The sequence below is a fragment of the Vagococcus allomyrinae genome (assembly GCF_017829975.1).
In the GTDB taxonomy this organism is placed as follows: Bacteria; Bacillota; Bacilli; order Lactobacillales; family Vagococcaceae; genus Vagococcus_D; species Vagococcus_D allomyrinae.
Genome location: NZ_JAEEGA010000011.1, coordinates 91674 through 116878 on the forward strand (window position 1 = coordinate 91674; position 25205 = coordinate 116878).

22 protein-coding genes are annotated in these 25205 nt (G+C 40.8%); 2 read left to right on the forward strand and 20 right to left on the reverse strand.

Going from position 1 to position 25205, the window contains the following annotated elements; all coding sequences use genetic code 11:
• Positions 1–106 precede the first annotated feature (106 nt).
• From araA to murQ (I6N95_RS16560), 15 genes are all read right to left on the reverse strand, one after another.
• Complete coding sequence (araA, locus tag I6N95_RS16490) at positions 107–1534, reverse strand: L-arabinose isomerase (RefSeq protein ID WP_209529957.1); 1428 nt, start codon at positions 1532–1534, stop codon at positions 107–109.
• A 20-nt stretch (positions 1535–1554) separates the two neighbouring features.
• A complete protein-coding gene (locus I6N95_RS16495; RefSeq protein ID WP_209529959.1) occupies positions 1555–2250 on the reverse strand; it encodes an L-ribulose-5-phosphate 4-epimerase in 696 nt (231 codons plus the stop codon).
• A gap of 9 nt (positions 2251–2259) precedes the next feature.
• Positions 2260–3858 carry a xylulokinase gene (locus tag I6N95_RS16500; RefSeq protein ID WP_209529960.1) on the reverse strand — a complete coding sequence of 533 codons (1599 nt, stop codon included), beginning with the start codon at positions 3856–3858 and terminating at the stop codon, positions 2260–2262.
• A gap of 124 nt (positions 3859–3982) precedes the next feature.
• Complete coding sequence (locus tag I6N95_RS16505) at positions 3983–5089, reverse strand: GntR family transcriptional regulator (protein ID WP_209529962.1); 1107 nt, start codon at positions 5087–5089, stop codon at positions 3983–3985.
• Positions 5090–5229: 140 nt separating this feature from the next.
• Entirely contained in the window at positions 5230–6216 is a 987-nt protein-coding gene (locus I6N95_RS16510) for an Rpn family recombination-promoting nuclease/putative transposase (protein ID WP_209529964.1), read from the reverse strand.
• A gap of 512 nt (positions 6217–6728) precedes the next feature.
• Positions 6729–7571: a MurR/RpiR family transcriptional regulator gene (locus I6N95_RS16515; RefSeq protein ID WP_209529966.1), complete on the reverse strand. Its 843-nt coding sequence runs from the start codon at positions 7569–7571 to the stop codon at positions 6729–6731.
• A 74-nt stretch (positions 7572–7645) separates the two neighbouring features.
• A complete protein-coding gene (locus I6N95_RS16520) occupies positions 7646–8281 on the reverse strand; it encodes an HAD family hydrolase (RefSeq protein WP_209529968.1) in 636 nt (211 codons plus the stop codon).
• A gap of 1 nt (position 8282) precedes the next feature.
• Positions 8283–9713 (reverse strand): PTS transporter subunit EIIC, encoded by a 1431-nt coding sequence (locus tag I6N95_RS16525; protein ID WP_209529970.1) that lies wholly within the window; start codon positions 9711–9713, stop codon positions 8283–8285.
• A 20-nt stretch (positions 9714–9733) separates the two neighbouring features.
• Complete coding sequence (murQ, locus tag I6N95_RS16530) at positions 9734–10624, reverse strand: N-acetylmuramic acid 6-phosphate etherase (RefSeq protein ID WP_209529972.1); 891 nt, start codon at positions 10622–10624, stop codon at positions 9734–9736.
• Between the two features lie 93 nt (positions 10625–10717).
• On the reverse strand, positions 10718–11773 hold the full coding sequence (locus I6N95_RS16535; RefSeq protein ID WP_209529974.1) for a DUF871 domain-containing protein: 1056 nt from the start codon (positions 11771–11773) through the stop codon (positions 10718–10720).
• A gap of 155 nt (positions 11774–11928) precedes the next feature.
• Positions 11929–12786 (reverse strand): MurR/RpiR family transcriptional regulator, encoded by an 858-nt coding sequence (locus I6N95_RS16540; RefSeq protein ID WP_209529976.1) that lies wholly within the window; start codon positions 12784–12786, stop codon positions 11929–11931.
• Positions 12787–12809: 23 nt separating this feature from the next.
• On the reverse strand, positions 12810–13937 hold the full coding sequence (gene anmK / locus I6N95_RS16545; RefSeq protein WP_209529978.1) for an anhydro-N-acetylmuramic acid kinase AnmK: 1128 nt from the start codon (positions 13935–13937) through the stop codon (positions 12810–12812).
• Between the two features lie 78 nt (positions 13938–14015).
• Positions 14016–15107, reverse strand: a complete 1092-nt coding sequence (locus I6N95_RS16550; protein WP_209529980.1) for a DUF871 domain-containing protein — start codon at positions 15105–15107, stop codon at positions 14016–14018.
• Entirely contained in the window at positions 15104–16003 is a 900-nt protein-coding gene (locus I6N95_RS16555) for an N-acetylglucosamine kinase (RefSeq protein ID WP_209529981.1), read from the reverse strand. The genes I6N95_RS16550 and I6N95_RS16555 overlap by 4 nt, the downstream gene beginning before the upstream one ends.
• Before the next feature lie 23 nt (positions 16004–16026).
• Entirely contained in the window at positions 16027–16929 is a 903-nt protein-coding gene (gene murQ / locus I6N95_RS16560) for an N-acetylmuramic acid 6-phosphate etherase (protein ID WP_209529983.1), read from the reverse strand.
• Positions 16930–17332: 403 nt separating this feature from the next.
• Between murQ (I6N95_RS16560) and I6N95_RS16565 the strand changes: the two genes are divergently transcribed.
• Both I6N95_RS16565 and I6N95_RS16570 read left to right on the forward strand, forming a co-directional pair.
• Positions 17333–17638, forward strand: a complete 306-nt coding sequence (locus I6N95_RS16565) for a hypothetical protein (protein WP_209529985.1) — start codon at positions 17333–17335, stop codon at positions 17636–17638.
• Positions 17639–17674: 36 nt separating this feature from the next.
• Entirely contained in the window at positions 17675–18973 is a 1299-nt protein-coding gene (locus I6N95_RS16570; RefSeq protein WP_209529987.1) for a PTS sugar transporter subunit IIC, read from the forward strand.
• A 101-nt stretch (positions 18974–19074) separates the two neighbouring features.
• Here the strand turns inward: I6N95_RS16570 and I6N95_RS16575 are convergent, their stop codons facing one another.
• The 5 genes from I6N95_RS16575 to I6N95_RS16600 form a co-directional block, all read right to left on the reverse strand.
• On the reverse strand, positions 19075–19851 hold the full coding sequence (locus tag I6N95_RS16575; RefSeq protein ID WP_209529989.1) for a MurR/RpiR family transcriptional regulator: 777 nt from the start codon (positions 19849–19851) through the stop codon (positions 19075–19077).
• 82 nt (positions 19852–19933) lie between these two features.
• Complete coding sequence (locus I6N95_RS16580; protein ID WP_209529991.1) at positions 19934–21271, reverse strand: 6-phospho-alpha-glucosidase; 1338 nt, start codon at positions 21269–21271, stop codon at positions 19934–19936.
• A 109-nt stretch (positions 21272–21380) separates the two neighbouring features.
• A complete protein-coding gene (locus tag I6N95_RS16585) occupies positions 21381–22946 on the reverse strand; it encodes a PTS transporter subunit EIIC (RefSeq protein ID WP_209529993.1) in 1566 nt (521 codons plus the stop codon).
• Positions 22947–23106: 160 nt separating this feature from the next.
• A complete protein-coding gene (locus I6N95_RS16590; protein ID WP_245249591.1) occupies positions 23107–24456 on the reverse strand; it encodes an FAD-dependent oxidoreductase in 1350 nt (449 codons plus the stop codon).
• A gap of 113 nt (positions 24457–24569) precedes the next feature.
• Positions 24570–25205, reverse strand: a complete 636-nt coding sequence (locus I6N95_RS16600) for an RpiB/LacA/LacB family sugar-phosphate isomerase (protein ID WP_209529999.1) — start codon at positions 25203–25205, stop codon at positions 24570–24572.

Here is a 25205-nt window from a genome sequence, read left to right on the forward strand (position 1 = left end):
TCAATGATAGCCTGATCCAGCACTACTATTGGCACCATCGTTTATTAATCCACTAGAAAACACCTAACAAAAAAGCAACGCTGCTGTTAGCGTTGCTTTTTCTTAGTTACTTAATAACCACATAATCCAAATCAACCATATTAGCCCAAGCGACGATTTGATCAGTCGTTAAGTTTAATGACACCACAGTGTGATGCCCACCACCATTTTCAATCCACGCTTGAACGCCTGTTTCAAAGTCCGGTTTAACTTCCCAGAGAATTCGCGCCACTGGCAAATGAGGGGCTGGTTCTGTCGGTTCAAACAACGACACTTCATTGATTAACAACTTGTAATGAGTGCCAAAATCAGCCATGGAAACAACCACTCCCGCTCCTGCTTTGCCATCAAAAACCAATCGAGCGGGGTCTTCCCGATCGCCCATGCTTAAAGGAGATACCACCACTTTTGGCTTGTTAGCGGCTAATGACGGGTCAACTTCTAACATGTGAGATTGTAAAATCGCTTCTTTTCCTTGAGCTAGCTCATAGGTGTAATCTTCCATAAAGCCGGTGTTTTGATTGTGAGCCATAATCTTCATTAAGCGATCAATGGCGGCTGTTTTCCAGTCTCCTTCACCAGCAAAACCATACCCTTCTGCCATCAGACGTTGAACAGCTAAACCAGGCAATTGTTCCATACCGTATAGATCTTCAAAATTACTAGTAAAGGCTGAATAATTCCCCGCTTCTAAGAAACGACGTAAGCCAATTTCAATTTTAGCTTGTGCTTTCACTTGTTTATCCCATAGGGCTGGTTCATAATCGCCATAGTCAAACTCGTACAATGATCGGTACTCCCCAAAGACTTGCTCCACTTCCCCTTCTGTCACCTTGTCAATCTCGGTTACTAAGTCGCCGATTCCAAAATAATCCACGACCCAGCCAAACTGGATTTGTGCTTCAACTTTATCCCCTTCGGTAACGCCAACGTTCCGCATATTATCACCAAAACGCGCGACTTTAATCTCAAAACTAGCTTCATAAGCAGCCGCAACATCCATCCATTCAGCTATTTGACTTTGGACGCTCTCACGCTGCCAATATCCGACGACGATTTTATTATTTTTTCGTAAACGTGCATTGATAAAGCCGTACTCACGATCGCCATGAGCACTTTGATTCAGATTCATAAAGTCCATGTCAATAGTTTTCCAAGGAATGCTTTCGTTGTATTGAGTCGCTAAATGCAACAGTGGTTTTTGTAACATCTTCGTGCCACGAATCCACATTTTTGCCGGCGAGAAGGTGTGCATCCATGTGATGACACCGGCTACTTCATCTCGGTAGTTGGCTTCTTTCATAATTTTAGTAATCGCATCCGCAGTCACCGCTAATTCTTCTTGCAGTCGAATTGGATAAGGCAGTTTGCCACTGTCATTTAATCCTGCTACCACTTCTCTGGCATGTGATTTCACTTCCAATAGAGTTTCTTCTCCATATAAATGCTGGGAACCGACCACAAACCAAAATTCTTTTTGACTGACTTCTAACATTATAAACACTCCTCATTGTTTTATTTTTGACCGTAATAGGCATTGTCACCGTGTTTTCGTAGATAATGCTTGTCCAAGACCCGTTGAGGTAACTCTTCAGCAAATTGATTTAATTGACGGGCGTAGAGATTAGTCTGACAAACTTCGTCTAAGACAACAGCGTTCATCACTGCGCTTTTAGCGTCTTTCCCCCAAGTAAAGGGACCGTGTCCGTGAAGCAGAACAGCAGGAATCGCCAACGGATCAAGCTGCCGTTCAGCAAACGTTGAGACAATCAAATTGCCCGATTCAACTTCATAGCCCCGATCGATTTCCTCTTGGGTTAAAAAACGGGCACAGGGGACTTTTCCGTAAAAGGTATCTGCATGAGTGGTGCCCATTGCAGGGACATCCAATCCTGCTTGAGCCCAGATTGTCGCCCAAGTAGAGTGAGTATGAACAATTCCGCCAATTGTTGGAAATTGTTTGTACAAAACGGCATGAGTGGGCATATCGGATGAGGGGTTTAAGGACCCTTCAACGACATTTCCTGCTAAATCACAGATGACCATATCACTAGCAGACATCTGGTCATAATCAACCCCACTGGGTTTAATGGCGAACAATCCTTGTTCTCGGTCAATGCCACTGACATTGCCCCAAGTGTATTTAATTAATCCTCGTTCTGGTAATTCTAAATTGGCTTGAAAGACTTCTTCTTTTAGTTGTTCTAACATCATCTTCTCCTAACTTAAATAGTCTACAGCAGCTTGTTCAATTGGCAATCCTTTTTGATAACGGGAAATAAAGGTTGCAAATCCGCTGACATCTCGTTGATCTGGAGAGAGAGTTGTGCCGAGATTGCCAGCAAATACGTTCTGTTCCAAAAAGTCAGCTAAACTTAACGAGTCCCGTTCATTTAGATAAGCTGCCAATAAGGCAATCCCCCAAGCGCCGCCTTCACCAGCTGTTTCCATGACTGAAACTGGCGTCTCAATTACCCCAGCCAAGACTCGTTGCCCCACTTCTTTCGTGGTGAAAATCCCCCCATGGCCTAAAATCCGCTCTATTTCAACCTGTTCCTCTTTTAATAAAATATCCATGCCAATTTTTAAGGCCCCAAAAGCTGAAAATAAATGGACTCTCATAAAATTCGCTAAAGTGAAGTTGCTTTCTGGCGTTCGCACAAACAAAGGCCTGCCTTCTCCTATATCGGTAATGTTCTCTCCTGAGTAATAGCCATAGGACAGGAGACCACCGCAGTCTTGATCTCCTTCCAAAGCTTGATTAAACAAGGTCTCGTATAGTGCGTTAGTCTCGATTGGGTTGCCTGATGCTTCAGCAAACTCACCGAAAAGCTTCACCCAGGCATTAATATCCGAAGAACAATTATTAGCGTGAACCATTGCGACCAAACTACCAGAAGGTGTGGTGACTAAATCAATTTCAGGGTGAACTTTTTGCAAGTTTTTTTCCAACACAATCATGGCAAATACTGATGTTCCAGCTGAGACATTCCCAGTCCGCTTCGCCACTGCATTCGTCGCCACCATTCCGGTGCCAGCATCTCCTTCTGGTGGACAAAGCGGAATACCTGCCTGCAAATTGCCGCTGCTATCCAACAGCTTGACCCCTTCTTCAGTTAACTGCCCAGCTTCCGCCCCTGCTACCAACACTTCTGGTAAAATCTCAATTAATTGCCAAGGGTAGTGCTTTGGGCTTATGAGCTGATCAAAAGTTGTAACCATCTGACGGTCATAATTTTTAATCTGACTGTCTATGGGGAACATCCCTGAAGCATCACCAATTCCAATGACTTTTCGACCGGTTAATTTCCAATGGACGTAGCCGGCCAATGTCGTCAAATAGGCCACGTCTTTAACATGGGCTTCTTCTTCTAAAATCGCTTGATATAAATGAGCAATGCTCCAACGTTGGGGAATGTTGTAATGAAATAAAGCCGTTAATTCTTTTTCTGCTTGAGCCGTGTTAGCATTTCGCCATGTTCTAAAAGGCACCAATAGCTCCCCTTTTTGATCAAAAGCCAAGTAACCATGCATCATGCCACTAAAGCCAATCGAAGCAATTTTTTCTAGGGATTCCCCATAAACCTGATTCACCGCTTCGCGTAATTCTTGGTAACTCTTTTGTAAGCCTTGCCAAATCGACTCAAGTGAATAGGTCCAAAAACCGTCTTCCAGCTTGTTTTCCCACTCAAAACTGCCCGAAGCAATTGGGCTAAAATCCGACGCGATTAAAACTGATTTGATACGGGTTGAACCAAACTCAATGCCCAAAATCGTTTTCCCGGCAGCAATCTCTCCTTTGATCTGTGCCACATCCATTCGATGTCCTCCTATCGACAACTGTTTAAAAACAAGTTGCGTTTAATACCTCAAGTATAAAATATTTGTCCGTACATGTCAACACTCTCTTTGAAGTTGTATGAACATAAAAAACCAAAGGACGTTAAATGTCCTTTGGTTTTTTATCCTCTATTTTTGCCACTGATTCGCGACGAATTAACTCTGGTTGATAGCGTATGGAATCCAATAGCTTATTTTTGCCTTCAATGGCGGCGACAATCCACTTGGCAGCATCTCGTCCCATGGTTTCTTTTGGATGGGTAATCGTCGTTAGTTTCACATCAGCGGCCGTCCCAATAAAGGAGTCATCTTGGCCAATAATCGACAAATCTGCCGGTATTTTTAAACCTAGTACTTTAATGATTTCCATAATTTCCAAGGCAATCGCATCGTTGTAACAGACAATGCCAGTAATCGATCGCTCCTGATTAAGTAGGGCTTTACGGAGCTTTTCCAACATCTCTGCCTTGCTCTCGGTAGTATAAGTAAAGATACTTTCAGAATGAAAAACTTTCCGCTGAGTTTCAAACGCTTTGATATAACCTTTCATGCGATTTTTCCCTTGTAAATCATCGATTTTAGTGATTAAGGCAATATCAGCATGACCATTGTCCAACAGCTCACTCGTCGCTAAAAAGCCCGCTGTCACATCATCCAAATCGATGTAAGGTGCTGCCAGTTCTTCATAGTGAGCATTGATCATCACAAAGGGAATTTCCGCCTCTTTAAAAGCCAAGTAGTAGGAAAGATTAGGGTTGTACTGATTGCTCTTAGTTGGCTCCACTATCAAACCGTCAACCCCATAACTAAGCATCATCTCCAGACTTTTCTTTTCTTGAAGGGTGTCGTTATTGGTGCTGGCAAGTAACAGTGAATAGCCTTTTTCGCTTAGTTCTTTTTCAATTCCCCTAATAATTGAGGGGAAGATATAGTCTGACAAATAGGTTGTAATCACACCGATTGTTTTCTTATTCCCCTGATGTATTTGAGTCAAGTAAGCATCGCTAACATAGGTGCCTGACCCTTTTTCTTTGCGCAAATAGCCTTCATTGACTAACAGGGAGATGGCTTCACGAACGGTGTGACGGCTAACACTGTAATCTTTTTGCAACTGTAATTCTGGCGGAATAGCCTCATTAACTTTTAAAGCTCCGCTTAAAATAGTAGAACGTATCTCGTCTGCAATCAGCTGATACTTTGTTTTTTTCATTTCCATTCTCCTTAGAAAAGCTAAATGCCAAAAGTTGTCCGAACATTTATTATAGAGTGAATAACAAAAAAATACAAGTCAGTCATAAGTGACTGACTTGTCCTATTAATGGGATTGCAAATTAGCTTCAACGTCTGAACTCAAGTCAATTTCTCAATTTGCTCACGTGATAGACCAGTCGCTTTCATGATTTGCTCCGTCGAAACACCGATTCGTTTAAAATCCCTCACGGTTTTCCATTTACCTTGCTCCAGTCCTTGCTTTAACCCCTGTTCTATTCCTTGTTCTAATCCCTGTTCTAATCCTTGTTCTAATCCCTGTTCTAATCCTTGTTCTAATCCCTGTTCTAATCCCTGTTCTAATCCCTGTTCTAATCCCTGTTCTAATCCCTTTTTTCTGCTATTAAGTAACAACCACTTCTGGGTTTCTTGCGCTTTTTCTGCTAAATCGACCAATTTACGTTCCTCCTTTGTTAAGTTTTGACGACGAACTTGTTCGCAAGCATCTTGAATATAACTTGGCGCCTCTGGACCGACTTTTCCAGTTAAGAAAAAATCAATCCAATGCTTGATATTCGTTAACGTTTTTGGCTGTTTAACTAGCTCAAAAAAGGTTATAACCACTATTTCCTCACCAGTCTCATCTACAAATTTCCGATTACTATTCCTGCCACGAAAAACAAAATCCTCGACAACGCACTCATCGTCGAATAGCTGATGATTCATAATATTAATGCTGTGAACTGGTTCTAATGAATCGTATTTACTCTGATGTGCCGCTGGTTTAGCTTGATCCACTTTTCCATAAGTAGACCGATATCGCTCTGCGATATAATAGAAAAGACGACGATTAAAATAACTCTGAGAAGTCACTTGAAGTTCGATCGTAATTTGACGATTATTCGCCAATGTTGCGGCTATATCAACTTCTGTGTAATTAAGCTGATTGATTCTATTTTTACTGTAAGTGTCAACATTATATGGGTCAATTACTTTTACTGTTTCTGCATTTATTCCACCTATATCTTTCAAAAATCCAATAATTATATGACTGTTGGCTTGTGTCCCAAAGGTTTTTTTAAATAAAACATCATTTAAAGGTGTGACCTCTTTTTTTGTTTGAACCATACATCACCTCTTTATCCTGGTTCAATACTGTTACGACATCAGGACAATTGGCTTTACTTACTTTGATTATAATCTCTCGTTTCACGTGTGACAACTGGTCTGCTTCTATATTTTTACCTGCTCTTTAAGACTCTAAAAAACAACGCTTCCATTTCCGTTTCATGATAAAAAACAATAGGTAACATCACAACAACAGATGATTATTGATCTTCTTCTAACTTACGTCAGGGCCGGGACATAGATCCCGCCCTATTTCACACTTTCTTACGGGTAAACAGCTCAACTTTATGACCTGACTCCGAGGGAAGGTAGCTCTTTTTTTTATTGTACTTAAATTCCATTACTTTTTCTAGTTTTTTTTGCATTTTGGCTCATTTTTAATTAGCTTCTTTAGATCACGTAACCTTCTGACAAACAAAAAAATTGAACGTCTATCTAATCCTAAAAAAATATTTCTATCTCAGTATCATTACTGGATACTCCGCGTGCTCGTTGTTACGTGTCATTTACTGCTAGACTTTCTTTACAATCTCCTTCGATTGACTCAAGCGTTCAATGGTACTGTCATAATGCCGTGACGCGTAGGCTGAAAATAGAATATCGACCGTAAAAAGTTGCACCAACATGGAGCTAGAAGCTGAACTACGCAAAACTGCCTCGCCACCACTTGCTGTTTCTAAAATCACGTCAGCAATTTTGCCTAAGGTGGATTTTTTTGAGTTTGTCATCACCACTAAGTCAATCCCTCGCTCTTTGGCAATTTTCCCTAAGTGAATCACTTCTGACTTTTCGCCGGAATTAGAAATGGCAAATAAGACCCCTTTTGAAGGGTTTGTCACAAGGGAGGTGGCGGTTAAATGATAATCTTTGGAGAAAAAAACATTCTTCCCAATCCTCGTCAATTTTTGATAAATATCCTCTGCTACTAATCCCGAAGCACCGATACCATAGGTGTAGATTACTTGAGCTTCATCCATCATTGCCATAGTTCGTTCCACCATCGTATCATCCAATTTTGACATGGTTTCGGTAAAAGAGTTGGACACTTTAAAATGCAGCTTCTTTTTAATTTGAGAAATCTCTTCATCTTTAACGATATCCGTATGTAATTCTTCGGTAATTTGCGGTAAACTTGTGGATAATTTCAACTTTAAATCAGTAAACCCATCGAGCCCCAGTGAATAGCATAAACGAACTACTGTGGCAGGACTTGATTTGGCTTTTTGAGACAAGGTCGTCACATTCATATGAATAACTTCAGCAGAATGCTGAAGAATCCACTCTGCTAGTTTTTTTTCAGCATTAGATAAGCTTCCTAGTCTTTCTTGAATAACAAATAATATATTATTTGGCATATTTTTCACCTCATCCTTATCATACACGGTAAAAAAAAGACATACAATCATAATATAATTGCATGCCTTCTTTTTTACCTCATTAGCCATTCTGGAACTTGATTGAGGGAGTCAATGATATCAGTTGCCTGACTTAAATCCAGTTGATACTTAGTATTTTTCAGTCCTAAAACCTCAATTTCAGCACCTTGGGCCGCTGCGATACCGTGTTCCGAATCTTCAATAGCCAAACAATCCCCTACTGTAACACCAAGGGTTTCAGCTGTATAGCGATAGATTTCTGGATCTGGTTTAGACCGTTCAAATTGCTGCCCACTGACGACTAAGTCAAAGTAATCTCGCAATTGATTTTGCTCAAGAACATTAACCACACTGTCATAGGCACCAGACGAAGCCACCGCTAAGCGGTAACCTCTGTCTTTTAACCAATCTAAGAGTGCTTTAATCTCAGGATTTAAAATCGATTTAACATCGACTTGATAGCTTCCTCTAAACGCCAGAAACTCTGCTTTAACTTTTTCTCGCCTTTCCTCGTCCTCTGGAAAAACCACTCGAAACATGTCATCTGGATTCGTCCCAATGAAAGCTTGTTGCATCTCATCCGTCAGCTCGATGCCTTGTTTCCGAAAGAATTCTGCTCGTCGTTTTTGATAGATTAACTCTGAATCAATGATCACGCCATCCATATCAAAAATTACTGCTTTTTTCATCTTATTCGCCTAATTGCATTTCTTTAGTCGTTCCAAAGAAATATGTGGCAATAAATCCACCTGCGTAACCAGCTAAAAGACCTAGAACATAACCAAACCAGTGACCATTAGCGATCAAAGGTATTAAAGCAACACCACTTGGCCCAACAGACGTGGCACCAATATTACCAATTAATCCTAGGACGGCACCACCAATACCACCACCGATACAGGCTGTGATAAACGGACGACCCAAAGGTAATGTCACACCGTAAATCAATGGTTCACCAATCCCTAAAATCCCAACTGGCAAGGCTCCTTTAATCAACTCTACTAAGCCTTTGTTTTTACGACATTTAATCCATAAAGCAATAGCCGCCCCAACTTGACCAGCCCCTGCCATTGCTAAAACAGGTAACAATAAAGTACTACCGGTTTGTTCAATCATTTCTAAATGAATCGGTGTTAAAATTTGATGCAGACCAAACATTACCATCGGTAAGAATGCTGCGCCTAAAATAAAGCCTGCAAAGGCACCGCCCACGTTTAAAACGGCATTAATCACGCCAACTAAGGAATTAGAAATCGCTCCTGCAATCGGCATAATTAAGAAAATTGTCATTAATCCCATAATTAGTAAAGTCACTGTTGGTGTCACAATAATATCAATTGAATCTGGAATCACTTTACGTAAATTCTTCTCAATAAATGACATGATCCAAACAGCAAAGATTACCCCAATAATACCGCCTTGACCAGCATTCAAACTGCCACCAGTAAAGATATTCGGCAGCGGCAATTCAGGATTCATCCCTGTCAATAGAGTTACACCACCAATAACACCACCTAAACTAGGTGACGCGCCAAACTCTTTGGCACTGTTCATCCCAACGTAGATAACTAAATAGCCGAAGACACCATTTTTAATAATATTCATAACCGTTGCAATATTTACCCATGTATCACCAGAAATAGTGCCTGCTGTCAGTAGGTTACCGACAATTGATGCAAATCCACCGATAATTCCGGCACCAACGAAGGCTGGAATTAAGGGAACAAAGATGTTAGAAATGGCTTTTAGCGCTTTGGACCAAGGTTTTTGGTTTTTACGTTTTACTTCTGCTTTCATCTCTGCTGCTTTTTGTTCGACGGCATCTTTTCCACTGACTGAACTACCTGCTGGAAAATCATCCCCTAAGTTCACTCCAACCATGTCAACCATGGCTTGCGCCACTTTATTAACCGTTCCAGGTCCGATGACCACTTGTAGCGTGTCATCTTCCACAACGCCCATCACACCATTAACAGCCTTTAGGCCATCCATGTCCACTTTTGAATAATCTTTGATCCCCATACGAACACGTGTCATACAGTGAACGACTTTTGAAACATTTTCCTTACCACCAACATTTGCATAAATACCAGTTGCAATATCTTGAATCTTATCTGCCATTTCTGGTCACCCCAACTTCTTTATTTTAGTGTGTTTCTAATAAATCCTTTGCCATTCACTAATTTTTCCTCAGCTTCCGCTTTTGTAGCATCTGTCAAAATCATCACAATTGCCACTTTGACATTCTCATCTGCGGCTAAAAAGGTTGCTTCAGCTAGCTCGTATGAGCATTCCGTCGCTTCCATGATGATGCGTTTTGCTCGCTCAACTAACTTTTCATTTGTTGGGCGCACATCAACCATTAAGTTTTTATAGACTTTACCAATACCAATCATTGAAACAGTCGATAACATATTTAACACTAATTTTTGCGCCGTACCTGACTTCAAACGGGTCGAACCAGTCAAAATTTCTGGACCGACTTCAACCTCGATGGGAAAGCTGGCATATTGGCTAATTTCAGCTCCCTTATTACAAGAGATGGTCGCTGTTGTCGCGCCAACTTCTGCTGCATATAATAAGCCCCCAATCACATAAGGTGTTCGACCACTGGCAGCAATTCCAATGACAATATCGTCTTTGGTTAAGTTGATAGTGATTAAATCCTCTTTACCTAATTCTCGCGAATCTTCAGCCCCTTCAACTGCTACTGTCATGGCGCTCATCCCGCCAGCAATTAAGCCTTGAACCATCTCAGGCTCTGTGCCAAATGTGGGCACACATTCAGCCGCATCTAAGATCCCTAGGCGACCACTGGTACCTGCACCTGTGTAAATTAAGCGACCACCTTTTTGGAAGCTTGCTACAATTTGATAGACCACACTTTCAATTTGTGGCATGGCTTTTTCAATAGCCGCAGGGACATTTTTGTCTTCATTGTTCATTGTTTCAAGAACTTCCATCACTGTCATTTGGTCTAGATTCATGGTGTTCATGTTACGTGTTTCCGTTGTTAACGACTCGATATTCATGCTAATTAGTTCCTCCAATTGTCTTTTCTCTATTCCTCAAGTAGCGAGGTTAAGAAAGACATCCTTTATTTGTTCATATCGCAACCCATTGTTTTATTGATATAACGCGTATTTCTGTCCCGGTTGAATCCAATCAATTAAGGCGACATCCGTTGGCACGACTTTCGCCACAACATTGACTCGCGAATCTGCCGGTAAATCTCTTTTAGTCAGTTGTAATTCCCCCATATAGCGACCGTACAACTGATTATCTAGTGTGACGGAACCTTGTTCCCGTAAGTGACAACCTTCTTGAGCAATTACAGGAATCACCTTAAAGCGAGCTTCTTGACTACGAATAACATCTCTGGCACTGTCGACGCGATTAGTATGGCTGCCAATAAATAATTCTTGGTAACTGTTCGTTAGTGGTAAGATTTGTAACGCCATGACATCCTCTTCCACATAACGAGTGAATTGCCCCATGACTTTCTCCGACAGTCGCTCATCACCAATATAGACTTCATCAACATGACAGTCTTTTAACAACTCCAGACAAGCTGCCAAAGGGTGAGTGTCACGGTGCTTTTCTAAGGTCGGTAAATGATCGAACAATGGTCCACGTAGGCGTTCATCACCAGGAACAAAGGCGATTACCTTAAAGCCTTGCCCTTTCAACCACTGATTGCGGCTGATAAATGACGCTTTATCTAAGCCTGTTTCTGGCCGCGGATAATAATTGTGCCATAACTCCATTCGGGAAAAATCAGCCCCGTACTGTTTCAACTCCACCACCTCATCTGTAGTCAACGTGCTTGCATTTAAGCCAACCGTCATTACTCTAGACACAGCGGCAATAGTTGTCATATCAATACCGTAATCCATGCGAATACCAGTAATGCCCATCTCTTGTAATTTTGATACATTGCTCTCAATCTTGACCCCAATAGCTTCCAACGCTTTGGCAGAAATGTCGACCATCAATGATAGTTCTAAATCCATCGCTGCTTTCCCCAGTGCTTGAATGCGTTTTAAATACTGAGAAGCATCATCCTCAGGAATATGTAGTGATGTAAAGATACCAGTAAAATTTGCCGCTTTCATTCGTTTCATATACTGATATGTCGCTTCGCTTAAGTCTTCACCAAGAAATATTGAACATCCTAACATCTTTCTCCTCCTCTTGATTGCTCGTTATTTAACTGATTACACGTTTATTATACCTCTCAAGAAATAATATTTCAACACTTTATGCCGAAATCGGAAATTTTATTTCAAACAATCCCAAAAAAACACACCACCTTTTTAGATGATGTGTTGCGTATTTAATATGTCGCCTTATACGAATCCACTGCTTTTCTCGATGAACGAATAGCTGCCATGTTTTCCTCATAATTTTGTAAGACATACGATTGAAATAGGACATCTAGGGTAATAAACTGTGACATCAACGAACTCGTCGCCGCACTACGTAATTCCGCTTCTTTCGATCTAACTGTTTGAATGCAAAGATCCGCTAACTTACTAAGAGAGTTGACGCCAAATTGGGTAATTCCCATCGTTTTTAAAGACAATTCTTGGGCTAACTTCATCACTGCCAACACTTCACTGGTCTCGCCAGAATTAGAAATCCCCACAAAGAGCGCTCCTTTCGGCGCAGATGACAAGCTTGACATCAGTAGATGAACATCTGTCATCGTAATGCAGACTTTTCCGACACGGTTCCATTTTTGTGACATGTTTTCAGACACTAAATTAGATGAACCGACACCATAAACATAGACAATTGATGCTTGTTCAATCATCGCGACCGCCTTCATAATCGTCGCTTCATCCATCAACTGAATGGTTTCTTTCATCGATTGATAGGCATTACCTAATAATTTCATCTTAACATCTGACAATTGCTCATCGGGTAACACATCTGAATAACTGTCTGTTACAGGTATTTCACGTTCGCCAGCTAATTGCAATTTAAGCTCAGGAAAACTTGGAATGCCAATTGATTTGCAAAAACGAATCACTGATGCAGGACTAGTATTTGACTCATCCGCCAAATCTGTAGCCGTCATTTTTAGCACATCGTTCGGACGATCCAACACTAAACGGGCGATTTTTCGTTCCGATTTTGTCAAGTCATCAAAAATACTCGTGACACGATGATACACGTGCTTACTTTCCATAATCGTTTAATCTCCCTTCTCAATTAATAATACGTTATTTTACCTAAAATTACCGCTTTACTGGCACCTGTTGCACTTGGTACATTACTCGGCCGCTTATTCAATGTTTGATGGCCTAAAACCACCATGGCAATTGCTTCTTTCGCTTCAGACGATAAGCCCAAATCTTCTTGAATTAAGACCTTGACCATTGGCATCTCGCTGCGCAACATCTCTAACAATGTCTCATTATAGCTACCACCGCCACCGACCACTAATTCTGTTTGCTCCGTTAAATAAGGAGCGAGCGCTTTGGCAATCGCTTTAGCAGTAAACAAGGTGACGGTTCTAATCCAATTATTAGCTGGCATGTCATACTTAGTCAGTAACTCTGCCACAAACTGTTCACCAAAATCTTCACGTCCTGTTGTTTTAGGACCAGTTTTTTCAATAAAGGGATGAGCCATTAACTCAGTCAAGAGCGCCTCATTTACTTGACCTAATTTAGCATAACTCCCACTTGCATCATACTCTTGCTGATAAAAATGGCGACAAAGTTCATCGATGATCATGTTACCCGGACCGGTATCAAAGGCTAATAAATCTTGTAATTCCGCTTGTTGTGGCACGATCGTCGCATTGGAGATGCCACCAATATTTTGCAATATCCGTTGAGAGTCCTCGCTCTTATAAAGCAAGTATTCCGAATAAGGAACAATCGGTGCCCCTTGTCCGCCAACTGCCATATCGCGGTAACGAAAATCTGAAACAACCGTTGTTTGGGCGATCTCTGCGATTAAACTAGACTCCCCAATTTGAAGGGTTGACGCCACAAATTGTCCTTTTGGCACTGGCTGATGATAAATCGTTTGCCCATGTGAGGCTACAAATAACAATTCACTGCTAGCCATGTCATTTCGTTCACAAATTTCTACAACTGCTTCGCCAAATAACTGGCCAAGCTCAAAATTTAAACTGCAAATTAATTCCACATTAGATTGCTCAATAGATAATGAATTTGTAATTTTCTTTTTCATCTCTTCGCTAAAAGGCAGTGTGCAAAAATCAACTAATTGATAGTGAACCTTATCCTCTTTATTATCCATCTTAACTAAAGCTGCGTCAATCCCGTCTAAGGATGTTCCAGACATTAATCCTACTGCATACTTCATCAACTCACACCTTTACTTTTATTTTGACAGTGAAAAGCTAATAAATCGCTGATTTCCACCGACTTATTAGCTTAACAATTATTTTACTTCATTAAATTTGAATTTTTGCCAAGGCTTGATATACGGCAATAAGACTTGGTCATCTACTGTAATATGTCCCACTACATTTGTTTTACCTGAGTTTTCCATCGGCAATAAGGCCACTTGTAACTCACCGGCATAGTGAGCATACAGTGATGTTTCCACTAAGATATCGCCTGTTGCCATGTTTTCTGTGTTAAACGGCACAAAATTATGCCCTTTGTATTTGACACGGCTTTGAGTCGAGCGAATCACGTAATCAGAAACATCCCCACGGTTAAAGTGAAACTCTTCTAACACAATCTTCCGTTCAAGTTCTGGCGTTGCGTCTTCAATGACACAATCCAATGTTAATTGATAAGGTGAAATGTCACTTAATGCTTTTAGCTCTTCTTCCGATGCAAAAGAGTTCGCAATAATCACATCATCGATTAAATCAGTGGCCCACAAGTGTTTCGCTTGTGTGGTAATCGGCCAATGACGATGCATTTCTAGGGTACAAAGACCTTCTTCCACTGGCCATGGTCCAATCTTAGCGGTTGGCGAATTGACAAAAGCAGCTGTCCGAATGCCGTTTTCTTTATAGATTTGTGTGGTTTCGATAAAGTGTTTGTAACTCAAGCCTGTATAACGATGTGGGTAAAAATTGTGACACCCCATTAATTTACTGGTATTGGCTTGATAGCTTAAAATATTTTCCAAATAGCGGGTGCCAGAGCTGATGTTCAATTCAATGTCTAAGTCTTGAGGATTAAACGTCATGATCGACTCTTCATTCCCAGTAAAGCCCATATCCAGACGAATACCATCGGCTCCAATTTCTTTAAAGAATGACAAATCATCGTAACTAATTTCCAATTCGCCAAAGACTTTCGGGCTAACATCTGCCACAACTTCCATGCCAAGTGATTTAGCATAATTAATGGTTTCAGTAAACTCTTGAACAATCTTTTCTTTGTCGTCTTTATCAACTGATAGCAAACAAGTAAACACCCGCGTAAAGCGATACTTCGCTGCTAAATCCATATAAGCCTTAATTTCTTCAACACTGCTGTGGTTCGGGTAAACGGAAATTCCTAATTTTCTCATTTTATACCATTCCTTTTATTATAATAGTAAGCACCAAGTGCACTTGATGCAATTTTATCTAACACTTCTACGTTTTCTTCTGGTAACTGTTCAACCAGTCCGTTGAAAAAAGCCTCTCGGACAATCGGATTTTTTTCAATCACGCTACCATTTAAGCCTATTTTTAAGTTGTCTGCCGTTGCTGGCATTTTATGGGCAAGCTGAGCCACACTTGTTGCTAACTCAGTCCCAGCGGATTGCAAGATCGCCTTAGCAATCTCATTCTCTTCCGCTAGGTCAGCTACTAAGCTTGCGACTTCCGCAATAGCGCCTTTTTCCATTGAATAGACGGCTTTAGTAATCCCAAAAACATCATCTACTTTGAAATGCTTGAATAACGCCCGAGATAATTCGCTTGGGGATTCTCCTAAGTCAAATTCAAACAAACTCTGCTTAATGGCTTTACGCGCAATATCAAAGGCACCACCGCCATCTCCTAGTAAATGGCCCCAGCCTCCAACTCGATACCATTCCTGCGAGTGACGGCCCAAGATGACTGAACCTGTACCAGCAATAACCACAATACCATCAGCTCCTTGTAGTATGGCATAGTGAGCCAATTGACCGTCGTTCATTAGCGTGATCGGCAGTTTCCAATGACTAACTTCCGCTTCCAAACGCTCCTTCAACCCACCAGAATCAATCCCAGCAATACCGAAGACAAGTTGCTGGCAACCAGCACCCAACTCATCTAAAACAGCTTGAACTGCCGCTTGAATATTTGCTAAAGCTGTTGGATAATCAACTAATAAATTGCCAAATCCTGTTACTTTTGTGGCTAACTGATGCCCTTTTTCGTCATAGGCGACGGCTTCTGTTTTAGTTCCACCACAATCAATTCCAATTACATACGTCATTTCCATCGTCCTCTTGTCTGCTTTTACTTGTCACCTTGTGGCTCAATGGCTTGGCGAATAAATCCATTATTTTCTTGCAACAACCGAATCGCCACCTCTTTCGACGCCCCTGTTAGAATTCTGACAATAGCTAACTTGACCAATTGATCAGAGTCTTCAAAATAATAAGTCGCTTCTTCCTTACTAACACCTGTAGCATCCATGATAATGCCCTTGGCACGTTCCACTAACTTTTCATTGGTCGGCTTAACATCTACCATTAAGTTGCCAAAGACTTTACCTAGTTGAACCATGCTGATGGTAGAAATCATATTAAGCACTAACTTTTGAATCGTTCCCGATTTTAAGCGGGTTGAACCAGTTAGAACTTCTGGACCAGCCGAAATCTCAATCGGGTATTGAGCAAATTGACTGATTTCCGCACCTTCATTACAAGACAGTGCACCTGTTGTTGCACCGACCTCAGCCGCATACTTTAGCCCACCAATCACATAAGGCGTTCGACCACTAGCGCTGATCCCTAAAACAAAATCTTTTGCTGTTAATTGACGCTCTTTAAAATCTTCCACTGCTAGTGTCAAAGAGTCTTCCGCACCTTCTACTGCCACTGTCATAGCTGACTCGCCACCAGCAATAATCCCTTGCACCATCTCCCCTTCAATACTAAAGGTTGGGATACATTCCGCAGCATCTAGAATGCCTAAACGTCCACTAGTTCCAGCCCCAAAGTAAAACAAGCGGCCACCTCGCTTTATGCTCAATACAACATTCTCGATTAAATTTTCAATTGATTCCGTTTTGCGACCAATCGCTTCAATGACTTTTTGATCTTCTTGGTTCATTTTTTCAATTGTCTGCTTGACTGATAGACGATCGAGATTTTGCGTACTTTCATTTCTTTTTTCAGTAGTTAAATTTTCTAACATCTTTCGACATCCTTCTCAAAAAATTTGATTTTAGCTGCTGTTCTCATCACGTCTATAACTTAACAAGTAACTTCTTTCATTTACTCAATCATAGCGACGTCATGGTCTCACACAATAGAACCGTTTCCAATAATCTTATCGGTTGTTGTTCTCGCTTTGGTTAAATCTTACCATTTAAGGAATAATATTTCAATTTTTAAAGGAAAATAATGTAATAAAAATACGTTTAAGAAATAATATTCTATTTTTTTCAATAATATCTTGAAATATAATTACATAGATTGTATACTACAAGTACGCATCCATCAAACATGTCATGAAGATGTAATCGCTTGATTACAATCAGTCATATAAGACAGGTGCTACTTGAATACACTAAAAGCCAAGGAGGTGAACAAAAATAATGGAAATTCAAAAAAAACAAACCGGTATTCCACGCTTTTCTTTTAAAAGTGCATTGATTCTTTTATTAGCCAGTGTCGTTGGAGGGATTCTGATCCCCTATCTCTTTTATTTAGTTAATTGGGACACTCGAATTGCTGTCATGCTATTTTTACCATTCTTTATTTCTTTAGCCATTGCTTATGGCCAGTGTTTTATCGAAACAAAAGACGGCATTTGTAAGCGGTTTTGGATTACGTTGATTTGCGCTTTCGTTATTTTAGAAATTCTTTCTTATTTTTGGTTATTCAAAGGGTTTATTTTTTAATAGCAGATAGAACTGCACACAATAAGGAGTGAAAACATGTTAGATAAGTTTACAAGTTTTATTGAAGAAAAGTTAGCTGGCCCAATGGCTAAATTAGCTAACCAGCGTCATTTACGCGCGATTCGCGATGGTATTATTGCGACTCTTCCGTTAATTATTATCGGATCATTTTTCCTAATTATCGCCTTCCCACCGCTTCCTGAAGCATGGGGCATCAGTGTTTTCTTAAAAGAAAACGCCGCAACAATCTTATTGCCATACCGGATGACCATGTATATCATGTCTCTGTATGCGACCTTTGGGATTGGGGCAAGCCTTGCTAAAACGTATAAACTAGATGCTGTATCTGGTGGTATCTTAGCAACAATCGCTTTCTTATTAACATTTGTACCTGTTAACATCCCTGCTGAAGCAGCTGATGCTGCTGGCGCTGTTGGCTTTGTTTTACCAATGGCTAACTTAGGTGGTGGCGGAATGTTCGTTGGAATCGTGACAGCGATAATTGCCGTTGAAGTCTACCGTATGACAGATAAATCAAAATTTAAAATCACGATGCCTGATCAAGTTCCACCGGCAGTTGCTCGTTCATTTGAAGCTTTAACTCCTACCCTAATCGTTATTTTGGGAATGGCAACTATTACTTACTTTATCGGTTTTGACTGGCATACAGCAATCGCTAAAATTGTTAGTCCATTAGTTAGTGCAGCTGATTCATTACCAAGTGTGCTATTACTTGTCTTTATGATTACCTTCTTCTGGGTATTCGGTATCCATGGCGTGTCAATCATCGGTTCTCTTGCACGGCCAATCTGGTTACAATTATTAGATGGTAACACAGCAGCCCTTGCTGCTGGTGAGACTTTACCACATATTGGCGCTGAGCCGTTCTTCCAATGGTTTATCTGGATTGGCGGGTCTGGTTGTACAATCGGTTTAGCCATTTTATTAGCCTTCACTGCTAAATCGCAATATGGTTCAAAATTAGGAAAAGCAATCATCATGCCTTCAATCTTTAATATTAACGAACCCGTTATCTTCGGTGTTCCAGTCGTATTAAACCCAGTTATCATGATTCCTTTCATTATCACACCAATGATTTGTGCCACAATTGCTTGGTTTGCAACAACTGCTGGTTTAGTAAACCCTGTATCAGTTACTGCACCATGGACACTCCCTGGGCCTGTAGGAGCTTTCTTAGCAACTGGTGGAGACTGGCGCGCAGCTGTTCTTAACGTTGTGTTAATCATTGTATCAGTTATTTGCTACTACCCATTCGTTAAACTTTATGATAAAAACGAATTGGCCAAAGAGCATGCTAATGCAACTGCTGAATAACATATAATTATACAAAGGAGCTCTTGATTTGAAATCAAGGGCTCCTTTATTCTATATGGAAGCACTCCACAAAAACAGAGCTTGAGCTGCCTATTCAAGCCCTATTCTGGCTTATTTTTTCTCAAATAATCATTGTAGCCAAACACGAAACTTTCAATTAGGACAAAAAAAGTCGAGGTAGTTTGAAGCCACCAGTCACTTGGAACAGGGCTTCTCGTGCTTCTGGCATATAAATTATAGGTGCAATTCTTTGATAGCCAATTGCTCTTATAGTTAGTAATAGACACTAAAAAAACTTTTTTCAAATTAAGGATATTGATCACCCCTTCAAGATCGGTGTTTTCACCAGATAATGATAGGACAAAAACAATATCGGCATCATTTAACTGTTCAATCATTCTTCTAAATTCTGAACTGCGTTGATTTCCCGGGATTAAGGCCACATTTTTGCCAGTCAAAAGCAATTCTCGTTCAAATTCCAAGGCCTGATTTTGCTGTGTGACGCCAGTTGAAATAATGAATACCTTGTCACTTTCTGCAATTTTCTGATACACATCATCCCAGTTTTCCTCTCGTATAGATGACACCAAAGCATTGGTATCCGCCAACACTTGATCAAGAAAATAGTGAGTATCCGAAACAATCGGACCGTCACCACGCTCCCATTTCACAAAATTCCGCAATTCACTGTAACCTGTAAAACCAAGTTTTTGTGCAAAGCGAATGACCGACGACTTGGATGATAAGCTTTTTTGAGAGAACTCTTTAATGCTCATATCACCGACCAAATCCTTATTGGCCAAAATAAACTCGCAAATATACTTGTCAGTGTCACTAAGGTCACCATAATAGGTGTTGATTAACTCGTTAAGCCCCATTTACTCACCCCATCTACAAAATAAAGAGATAAACATATTTTTATGCTTACCTCTTTATATCATATCTAGAAAATTTAGCAAATTATTTTAAAACAGGCCAGTAAGCTTGATTCGCTTCAACCAAGTCATCTAAGATGGCTTTGGCGACTGTTGCACTTGGCACTGTCTTAGATAAGGTGATGGCTTGCAATAATTTTTGATAAGATTGCTCTAAATAGGCCTGAACAACGAGTTTTTCGACGGCTAATTGCTGCTCGATCATGCCTTTTTGAAATTGTGGAATGATGCCCATTGCCAACGGTTCATACCCCCGTTTGCTAACTAAGCAAGGGACCTCAACCATGGCATCTAATGGCAGATTGGCCACTGCTCCATTATTTTCAACAATCAATAACATTCTTTCATAAGTATTGTAAGCCAAGGCACCTGCTAGCTGAACGATAAACTCCGCATGTTCACCTGCTTCAAAGCTAGTTTCAGCAGCTGTACCAGCTGCGGCTACTCGTTGACACTCAGCAAAAATTGTCTTTTCCCGATTAGCCATAACTTCATCTGCTCGTGTAAAGGTCGGATCAGAATGAGCCACAACGTCGTCTGGGAAGAGGTAATACTTCAAATAGGTATTTGGCAATGTTTCTGGGTCAACACTATAGCTATCTTTGGCTTTTTGAAAAGTGTCCATCCAACTGGCTTCTTCCAAAAGGGGATTGTCATTCTCCACAGAAGATGGACCATAGCCCCACTTGGCGACATGCTCTTTGATTTTTGGCAGTAAATCATTGCCTGATTTATCTAACATCTCAGTCCACCAGCCAAAGTGATTTAAGCCGTAATACCGATCAACGATGTCATTCCCATCGGCTAAACCAATGATATCCGCAATACCTTTTTTGATGGCAACCGGCATGTCACAAATATTGATTATTTTTGAATCTGGTTTCAAAATCCGCGTTGCTTCTGCAACAATCGAAGCCGGATTCGAGTAATTTAACATCCACGCTTCTGGTGAGTATTGCTCCATAAATTCCACCAGTTCAATCACCCCCGGAATTGAGCGCATGCCGTAAGCAATTCCTCCGGGGCCACAGGTTTCCTGTCCGACCACCCCGTGTTTTAAGGGGATCTTTTCGTCTAAACCACGCATTGGTAAACCGCCAACCCGTATGTGAGCCATGACAAAATCAACATCAGTAAAGGCCTCTTCTGGTTCCGTTGTGGCGATAAATTCAATTTCGGGTGCCCGCTCTTGAATAATAATCGCGCAAGCATCGGCCACAATTTTTTGCCGCTCACCATCATTGTCGTAAAATTTCAAGGTTCGCAGGGGGAACTTATCCTGATTTTCGATTAACATCATGACAATTCCAGCCGTATAGGTGCTACCACCACCGGCAATAACAACAGATTGTTTTTTTAGCATAGTCAAAACCTCACTTGTTTTATTAGTTATTACTCTTTCATTGTAGGCCAATCCACTCAGCTTTCAACTAGTTCAAGCTGATGTGGAATCAAGTGTCACTGATTGAGACCTACTCAAGACCTAAATACTCACATACCTCTTCTTTAAAAGGTTGAACGCCCATGCCGATGATAACTTGAACATTATTACCATTAAAAACAACCCCTTTGTGAAGTGTGACCTCTTTCAACGTTTCTTCGCTGACTTTACTAACATCAAGCACATCGACTCTTAACCGGGTAAAGCAGTTAGTGACGCTGTCAATATTGTCAGCTCCGCCTAAACCAGCTATTACAAGTTCAATATCCGTTGCTCCTGCAGCAGAAGCTTTTGCAGGCAGATCGACTGATAACGTTAGCTCTGAACCAGCCAGAACAACTTCTTCTCTACCTGGCGTTTTTAAGTTTAACTTCTTGATTAAAAAGACAAAGGTCAGATACCAAACCGCCGCCATAATTAATCCAATTAAAACAAACCAATAAACTTTTGTTAAGCTTGGACTGAAAACCGAATTCGACACAACGGTGTCGATGATTCCATCTTTTACGAAAGTACGAATTCCCAATCCCCATATTAGTGCCTCAGAAAAGCCAGCCAATAAACTGTGAACAAACCACAATAATGGAGAGGCAAACAAGTAAGTGAAATCCAAAGCTTCCGTGATCCCTGCCACAGTCCCAACGAAAGCCGCTGGTAAGACCATTCCTTTAACCTCATCTTTTTTATTCTGATTGGCACAATGAATTAAGGCCAATGCAATCGGGATACAAGCGAAGACTTTTGAAAAACCAAACATCGCAAATCGTAAAGAGGGATCAAAAGAGGTGATGGTTGCAACATTTGCCATTTCGGCATAAAAGATATTAACGGCCCCTGTGTACATTTGGCCATTTATTTCTGCCGTTCCCCCTATGGCCGTAAAACAAAATGGCATCCACAGTAAGTGATGCAAGCCCGTGGGGATCAAAAAGCGGTTTCCAAAACCGTATAAGAAAACACCAAAAACACCGGCCCCTAAAATGAGGTTTGACATGGAGTTGATGCCACTGTTGATAACTGGCCAAATGTAACAAAGTAACACTGCTAATATAAGTGTGACCGGAATCATCACGATAAACACTAAGCGTGGTCCGCCATAAATACTTAACATATCAATAAATTGCTTCTCTGAAAACTTATTGTGAACGTAGGCGGTTAAGCAGCCTAAGATCATGCCTAAAAAGACATTCATGTCCACCACTTGAAAGCCCAGTACATAACCTTGTCCTGTGCCATACAAACCCATGGCGCCTTCTTCTGCTAACATCCCTTGGCTTGTTAACCATGAATTATTAGCCGCTAAAAAAATCAGAAAAACAATGACGGCTAATACGCCGGCTTCCATCTTATTCTTTTTCGCCATTGATGAGGTGATGGCCACACAAAATATAAGGGCCAAGTTGTTCATCATGGCATCCATCATACTTTTTATTAAGCCACCTAAGCCTTGAATTACAGCAGGCATAAACTCCAGCTGCATGATCACAGAAAAGGCTAAAAACAACCCCATAACAGCCATAAATTTAATCGGTATAATAGCTGATCTTGAAAACTTTTGCATTGACTCTTTCACTTTTTTCTCTCCATTCCATCGCATTTAGTAATTACTTCCTAAACCATACCAATAACAGATAACGTTTTCAAGATTCTCCCTCCTCTTTGGACTAAGGTTTCAACGGCTGAAACTTTCGCCCACTCTTTTTTCACAAAAAATAAAACACCACTCAAATAAATGAGTGGTGCCAGTCTTAATATGACTATTTTTCTTGTTCAATTGCCTTTAATCCTGCCATATTTAACAAGTTCCAAGGCGTATCAAATTCAGGTTGGAAGAACATATCGGCATAAGCCAACTGTTCAATCGTATACTTCGTTTGAATCGCAATTGACATCGCATTGATATTAGCTGTTAGATCCTGTTTTGACATGATTTGAGCACCTAAAATAGCATGAGACTCAGGATCATAAACTAATTTAAACATCACACGTTCTTTCATTGATGCCGGCACAAAATCCATCAGTGTATCTTGATCTAAATAAACGGATTTGGTGTTGATGCCTAATCTAGACGCCATTTGATCGTTCAGACCTGTTGACGCAAATTTATAATCGAAAACTCGTAAAGCTGACGACCCTTGAACACCTGGGAATGGATACTTCGCTTCTAATAAATTTTTAGCTGCAAAACGTCCTTGACGACGGGCATTTGTCGCTAGTGAAATATTCACCTCAGTATTTCCTGGGTTATATTGAATCAAGGTAGCATCACCGACAGCAAAGACATCGGCTTCACTCGTACGCATATACTCATCGGTTTTAATCATCCCATTAGGCAATAGCTCTAATGATTCTTTAAGCCAGGCTGTATTTGGTCGAACACCGGCAGACATGACCACTAGATCAGCTGGATATTCTCCCTTATCAGTGATCACCGAACGAACAGACTCTTCTCCAGTAAAGCTTACCACTGATTCTCCCATAGCAAGCGTGATCCCATTGTCCGTCATCTCTTTTTCAAGAACATCGGTAAATTGTCTGTCGAGATAGACACCTAAAGGACGTTCAATAATGTCTACCAGTGTGACATTTTTTCCTGCCTTTGCAAATGACTCGGCTGCTTCAATCCCGATATAACCGACACCGATAACCACGACGTTTTGAATGTCCGGATCAACAGATTTCATCTTCAAATCAATGGTGTCCTGACGGCCACGCATCGTTTCAATGTTCTTTAAATCCTTGCCTGGTACAGGTAAAATAAACGGATTTGCTCCTGGACTTAAAATAATTTTATCATAAGTCTCGACACGTTCTTGGCCTGTCACATGATCCACGACTTGCACCTGATGCTTGTCAGCTTCCAGTTTGGTAATTTCTTGATTAACGTAAACGCGAACCCCGCGTTTTTCCATCTCTTCTGCTGTCATATAACGAATTGAATTAACGTCTTTGACAACTCCTTCGAGATATAGTTGCGTTCCTCAACCCATGAATGAGATGAAGTCGCCCTTTTCATACCACTGAATTTCCGCACCTGGGTGGGACAACAGTAATTCTTCGACAGCTTCATAGCCGCCGTGTGAAGATCCTAAAACGATTACCTTCATAATAAATCCCTCCTATATTATAATAGTTACAATCTAAGTATAGCCTACATTCGTCTAAAAAAGGAGTGATATGCTTACAAAAAAGCAAAAATATTAGCTGAGCTGCTAATTGGCTAACTCTTAAGGTCTAGCAACACCTTTTTTAATCCTTGATCATTCCCTTCTTTCACCACATACTCATAAAAAAATGGCCGTTCCAGAACTGGTAAAAGCAATGATTGCTCTAGCTGAGGCAAGACAGTTATTAACGATTTTTGTGCGATTTTTTTAAGGGTCTTTAGTTGAGCCGTATCAGCTAACTTCCTGTCAGCTTCTGCCAGAGGATAGCCAATTCCAAAAGGTTCTGCGAATAATTTTTCCAACGTATAACGCAAATTCAATTCGCCAGCCCAACCATCAATTGAACCGAAGGGAAATGAGATAGCATTGCCATCATTAATACGCCCAAACAAATAAGCATCGGTTGGATTAGCGAGATAACCGCAAACAACGTCTGGCATCCCATTACATGCCAGCATCATCCCTGTTCCTGAACTGCAACCTGTCACAACAAAATCAACTGCACCAGAGCTCAATAACAGGCTGGTGGCAATCGCCATTTGAATGTAGCTATAATTCCCTGGTTCCTGATCAGTAATGCCAAAATTAATCACTTCCATCGAGTGTCCCTTTACTGCCGCTAATAACTCTTTTTCAATTAATCGGTTTTTGTCTCGTTGAGAGCTTGCATTTACAATGCCAATTTTCAT

Excerpts from the sequence above, each read along its gene's own strand:
- I6N95_RS16525 (WP_209529970.1), bottom strand. The coding sequence starts at position 9,713 with ATGGCAGATAAGATTCAAGATATTGCAACTGGTATTTATGCAAATGTT.
- I6N95_RS16540 (WP_209529976.1), bottom strand. The coding sequence starts at position 12,786 with ATGGAAAGTAAGCACGTGTATCATCGTGTCACGAGTATTTTTGATGAC.
- murQ (WP_209529983.1), bottom strand. The coding sequence starts at position 16,929 with ATGTTAGAAAATTTAACTACTGAAAAAAGAAATGAAAGTACGCAAAAT.
- I6N95_RS16535 (WP_209529974.1), bottom strand. The coding sequence starts at position 11,773 with ATGTTAGGATGTTCAATATTTCTTGGTGAAGACTTAAGCGAAGCGACA.
- I6N95_RS16585 (WP_209529993.1), bottom strand. The coding sequence starts at position 22,946 with ATGCGATGGAATGGAGAGAAAAAAGTGAAAGAGTCAATGCAAAAGTTT.
- murQ (WP_209529972.1), bottom strand. The coding sequence starts at position 10,624 with ATGAATATCGAGTCGTTAACAACGGAAACACGTAACATGAACACCATG.
- I6N95_RS16555 (WP_209529981.1), bottom strand. The coding sequence starts at position 16,003 with ATGACGTATGTAATTGGAATTGATTGTGGTGGAACTAAAACAGAAGCC.
- I6N95_RS16515 (WP_209529966.1), bottom strand. The coding sequence starts at position 7,571 with ATGCCAAATAATATATTATTTGTTATTCAAGAAAGACTAGGAAGCTTA.
- I6N95_RS16580 (WP_209529991.1), bottom strand. The coding sequence starts at position 21,271 with ATGCTAAAAAAACAATCTGTTGTTATTGCCGGTGGTGGTAGCACCTAT.
- I6N95_RS16510 (WP_209529964.1), bottom strand. The coding sequence starts at position 6,216 with ATGGTTCAAACAAAAAAAGAGGTCACACCTTTAAATGATGTTTTATTT.
- araA (WP_209529957.1), bottom strand. The coding sequence starts at position 1,534 with ATGTTAGAAGTCAGTCAAAAAGAATTTTGGTTTGTGGTCGGTTCCCAG.
- I6N95_RS16600 (WP_209529999.1), bottom strand. The coding sequence starts at position 25,205 with ATGAAAATTGGCATTGTAAATGCAAGCTCTCAACGAGACAAAAACCGA.
- I6N95_RS16565 (WP_209529985.1), top strand. The coding sequence starts at position 17,333 with ATGGAAATTCAAAAAAAACAAACCGGTATTCCACGCTTTTCTTTTAAA.
- I6N95_RS16550 (WP_209529980.1), bottom strand. The coding sequence starts at position 15,107 with ATGAGAAAATTAGGAATTTCCGTTTACCCGAACCACAGCAGTGTTGAA.
- anmK (WP_209529978.1), bottom strand. The coding sequence starts at position 13,937 with ATGAAGTATGCAGTAGGATTAATGTCTGGAACATCCTTAGACGGGATT.
- I6N95_RS16505 (WP_209529962.1), bottom strand. The coding sequence starts at position 5,089 with ATGAAAAAAACAAAGTATCAGCTGATTGCAGACGAGATACGTTCTACT.
- I6N95_RS16570 (WP_209529987.1), top strand. The coding sequence starts at position 17,675 with ATGTTAGATAAGTTTACAAGTTTTATTGAAGAAAAGTTAGCTGGCCCA.
- I6N95_RS16575 (WP_209529989.1), bottom strand. The coding sequence starts at position 19,851 with ATGGGGCTTAACGAGTTAATCAACACCTATTATGGTGACCTTAGTGAC.
- I6N95_RS16495 (WP_209529959.1), bottom strand. The coding sequence starts at position 2,250 with ATGTTAGAACAACTAAAAGAAGAAGTCTTTCAAGCCAATTTAGAATTA.
- I6N95_RS16520 (WP_209529968.1), bottom strand. The coding sequence starts at position 8,281 with ATGAAAAAAGCAGTAATTTTTGATATGGATGGCGTGATCATTGATTCA.
- I6N95_RS16500 (WP_209529960.1), bottom strand. The coding sequence starts at position 3,858 with ATGGATGTGGCACAGATCAAAGGAGAGATTGCTGCCGGGAAAACGATT.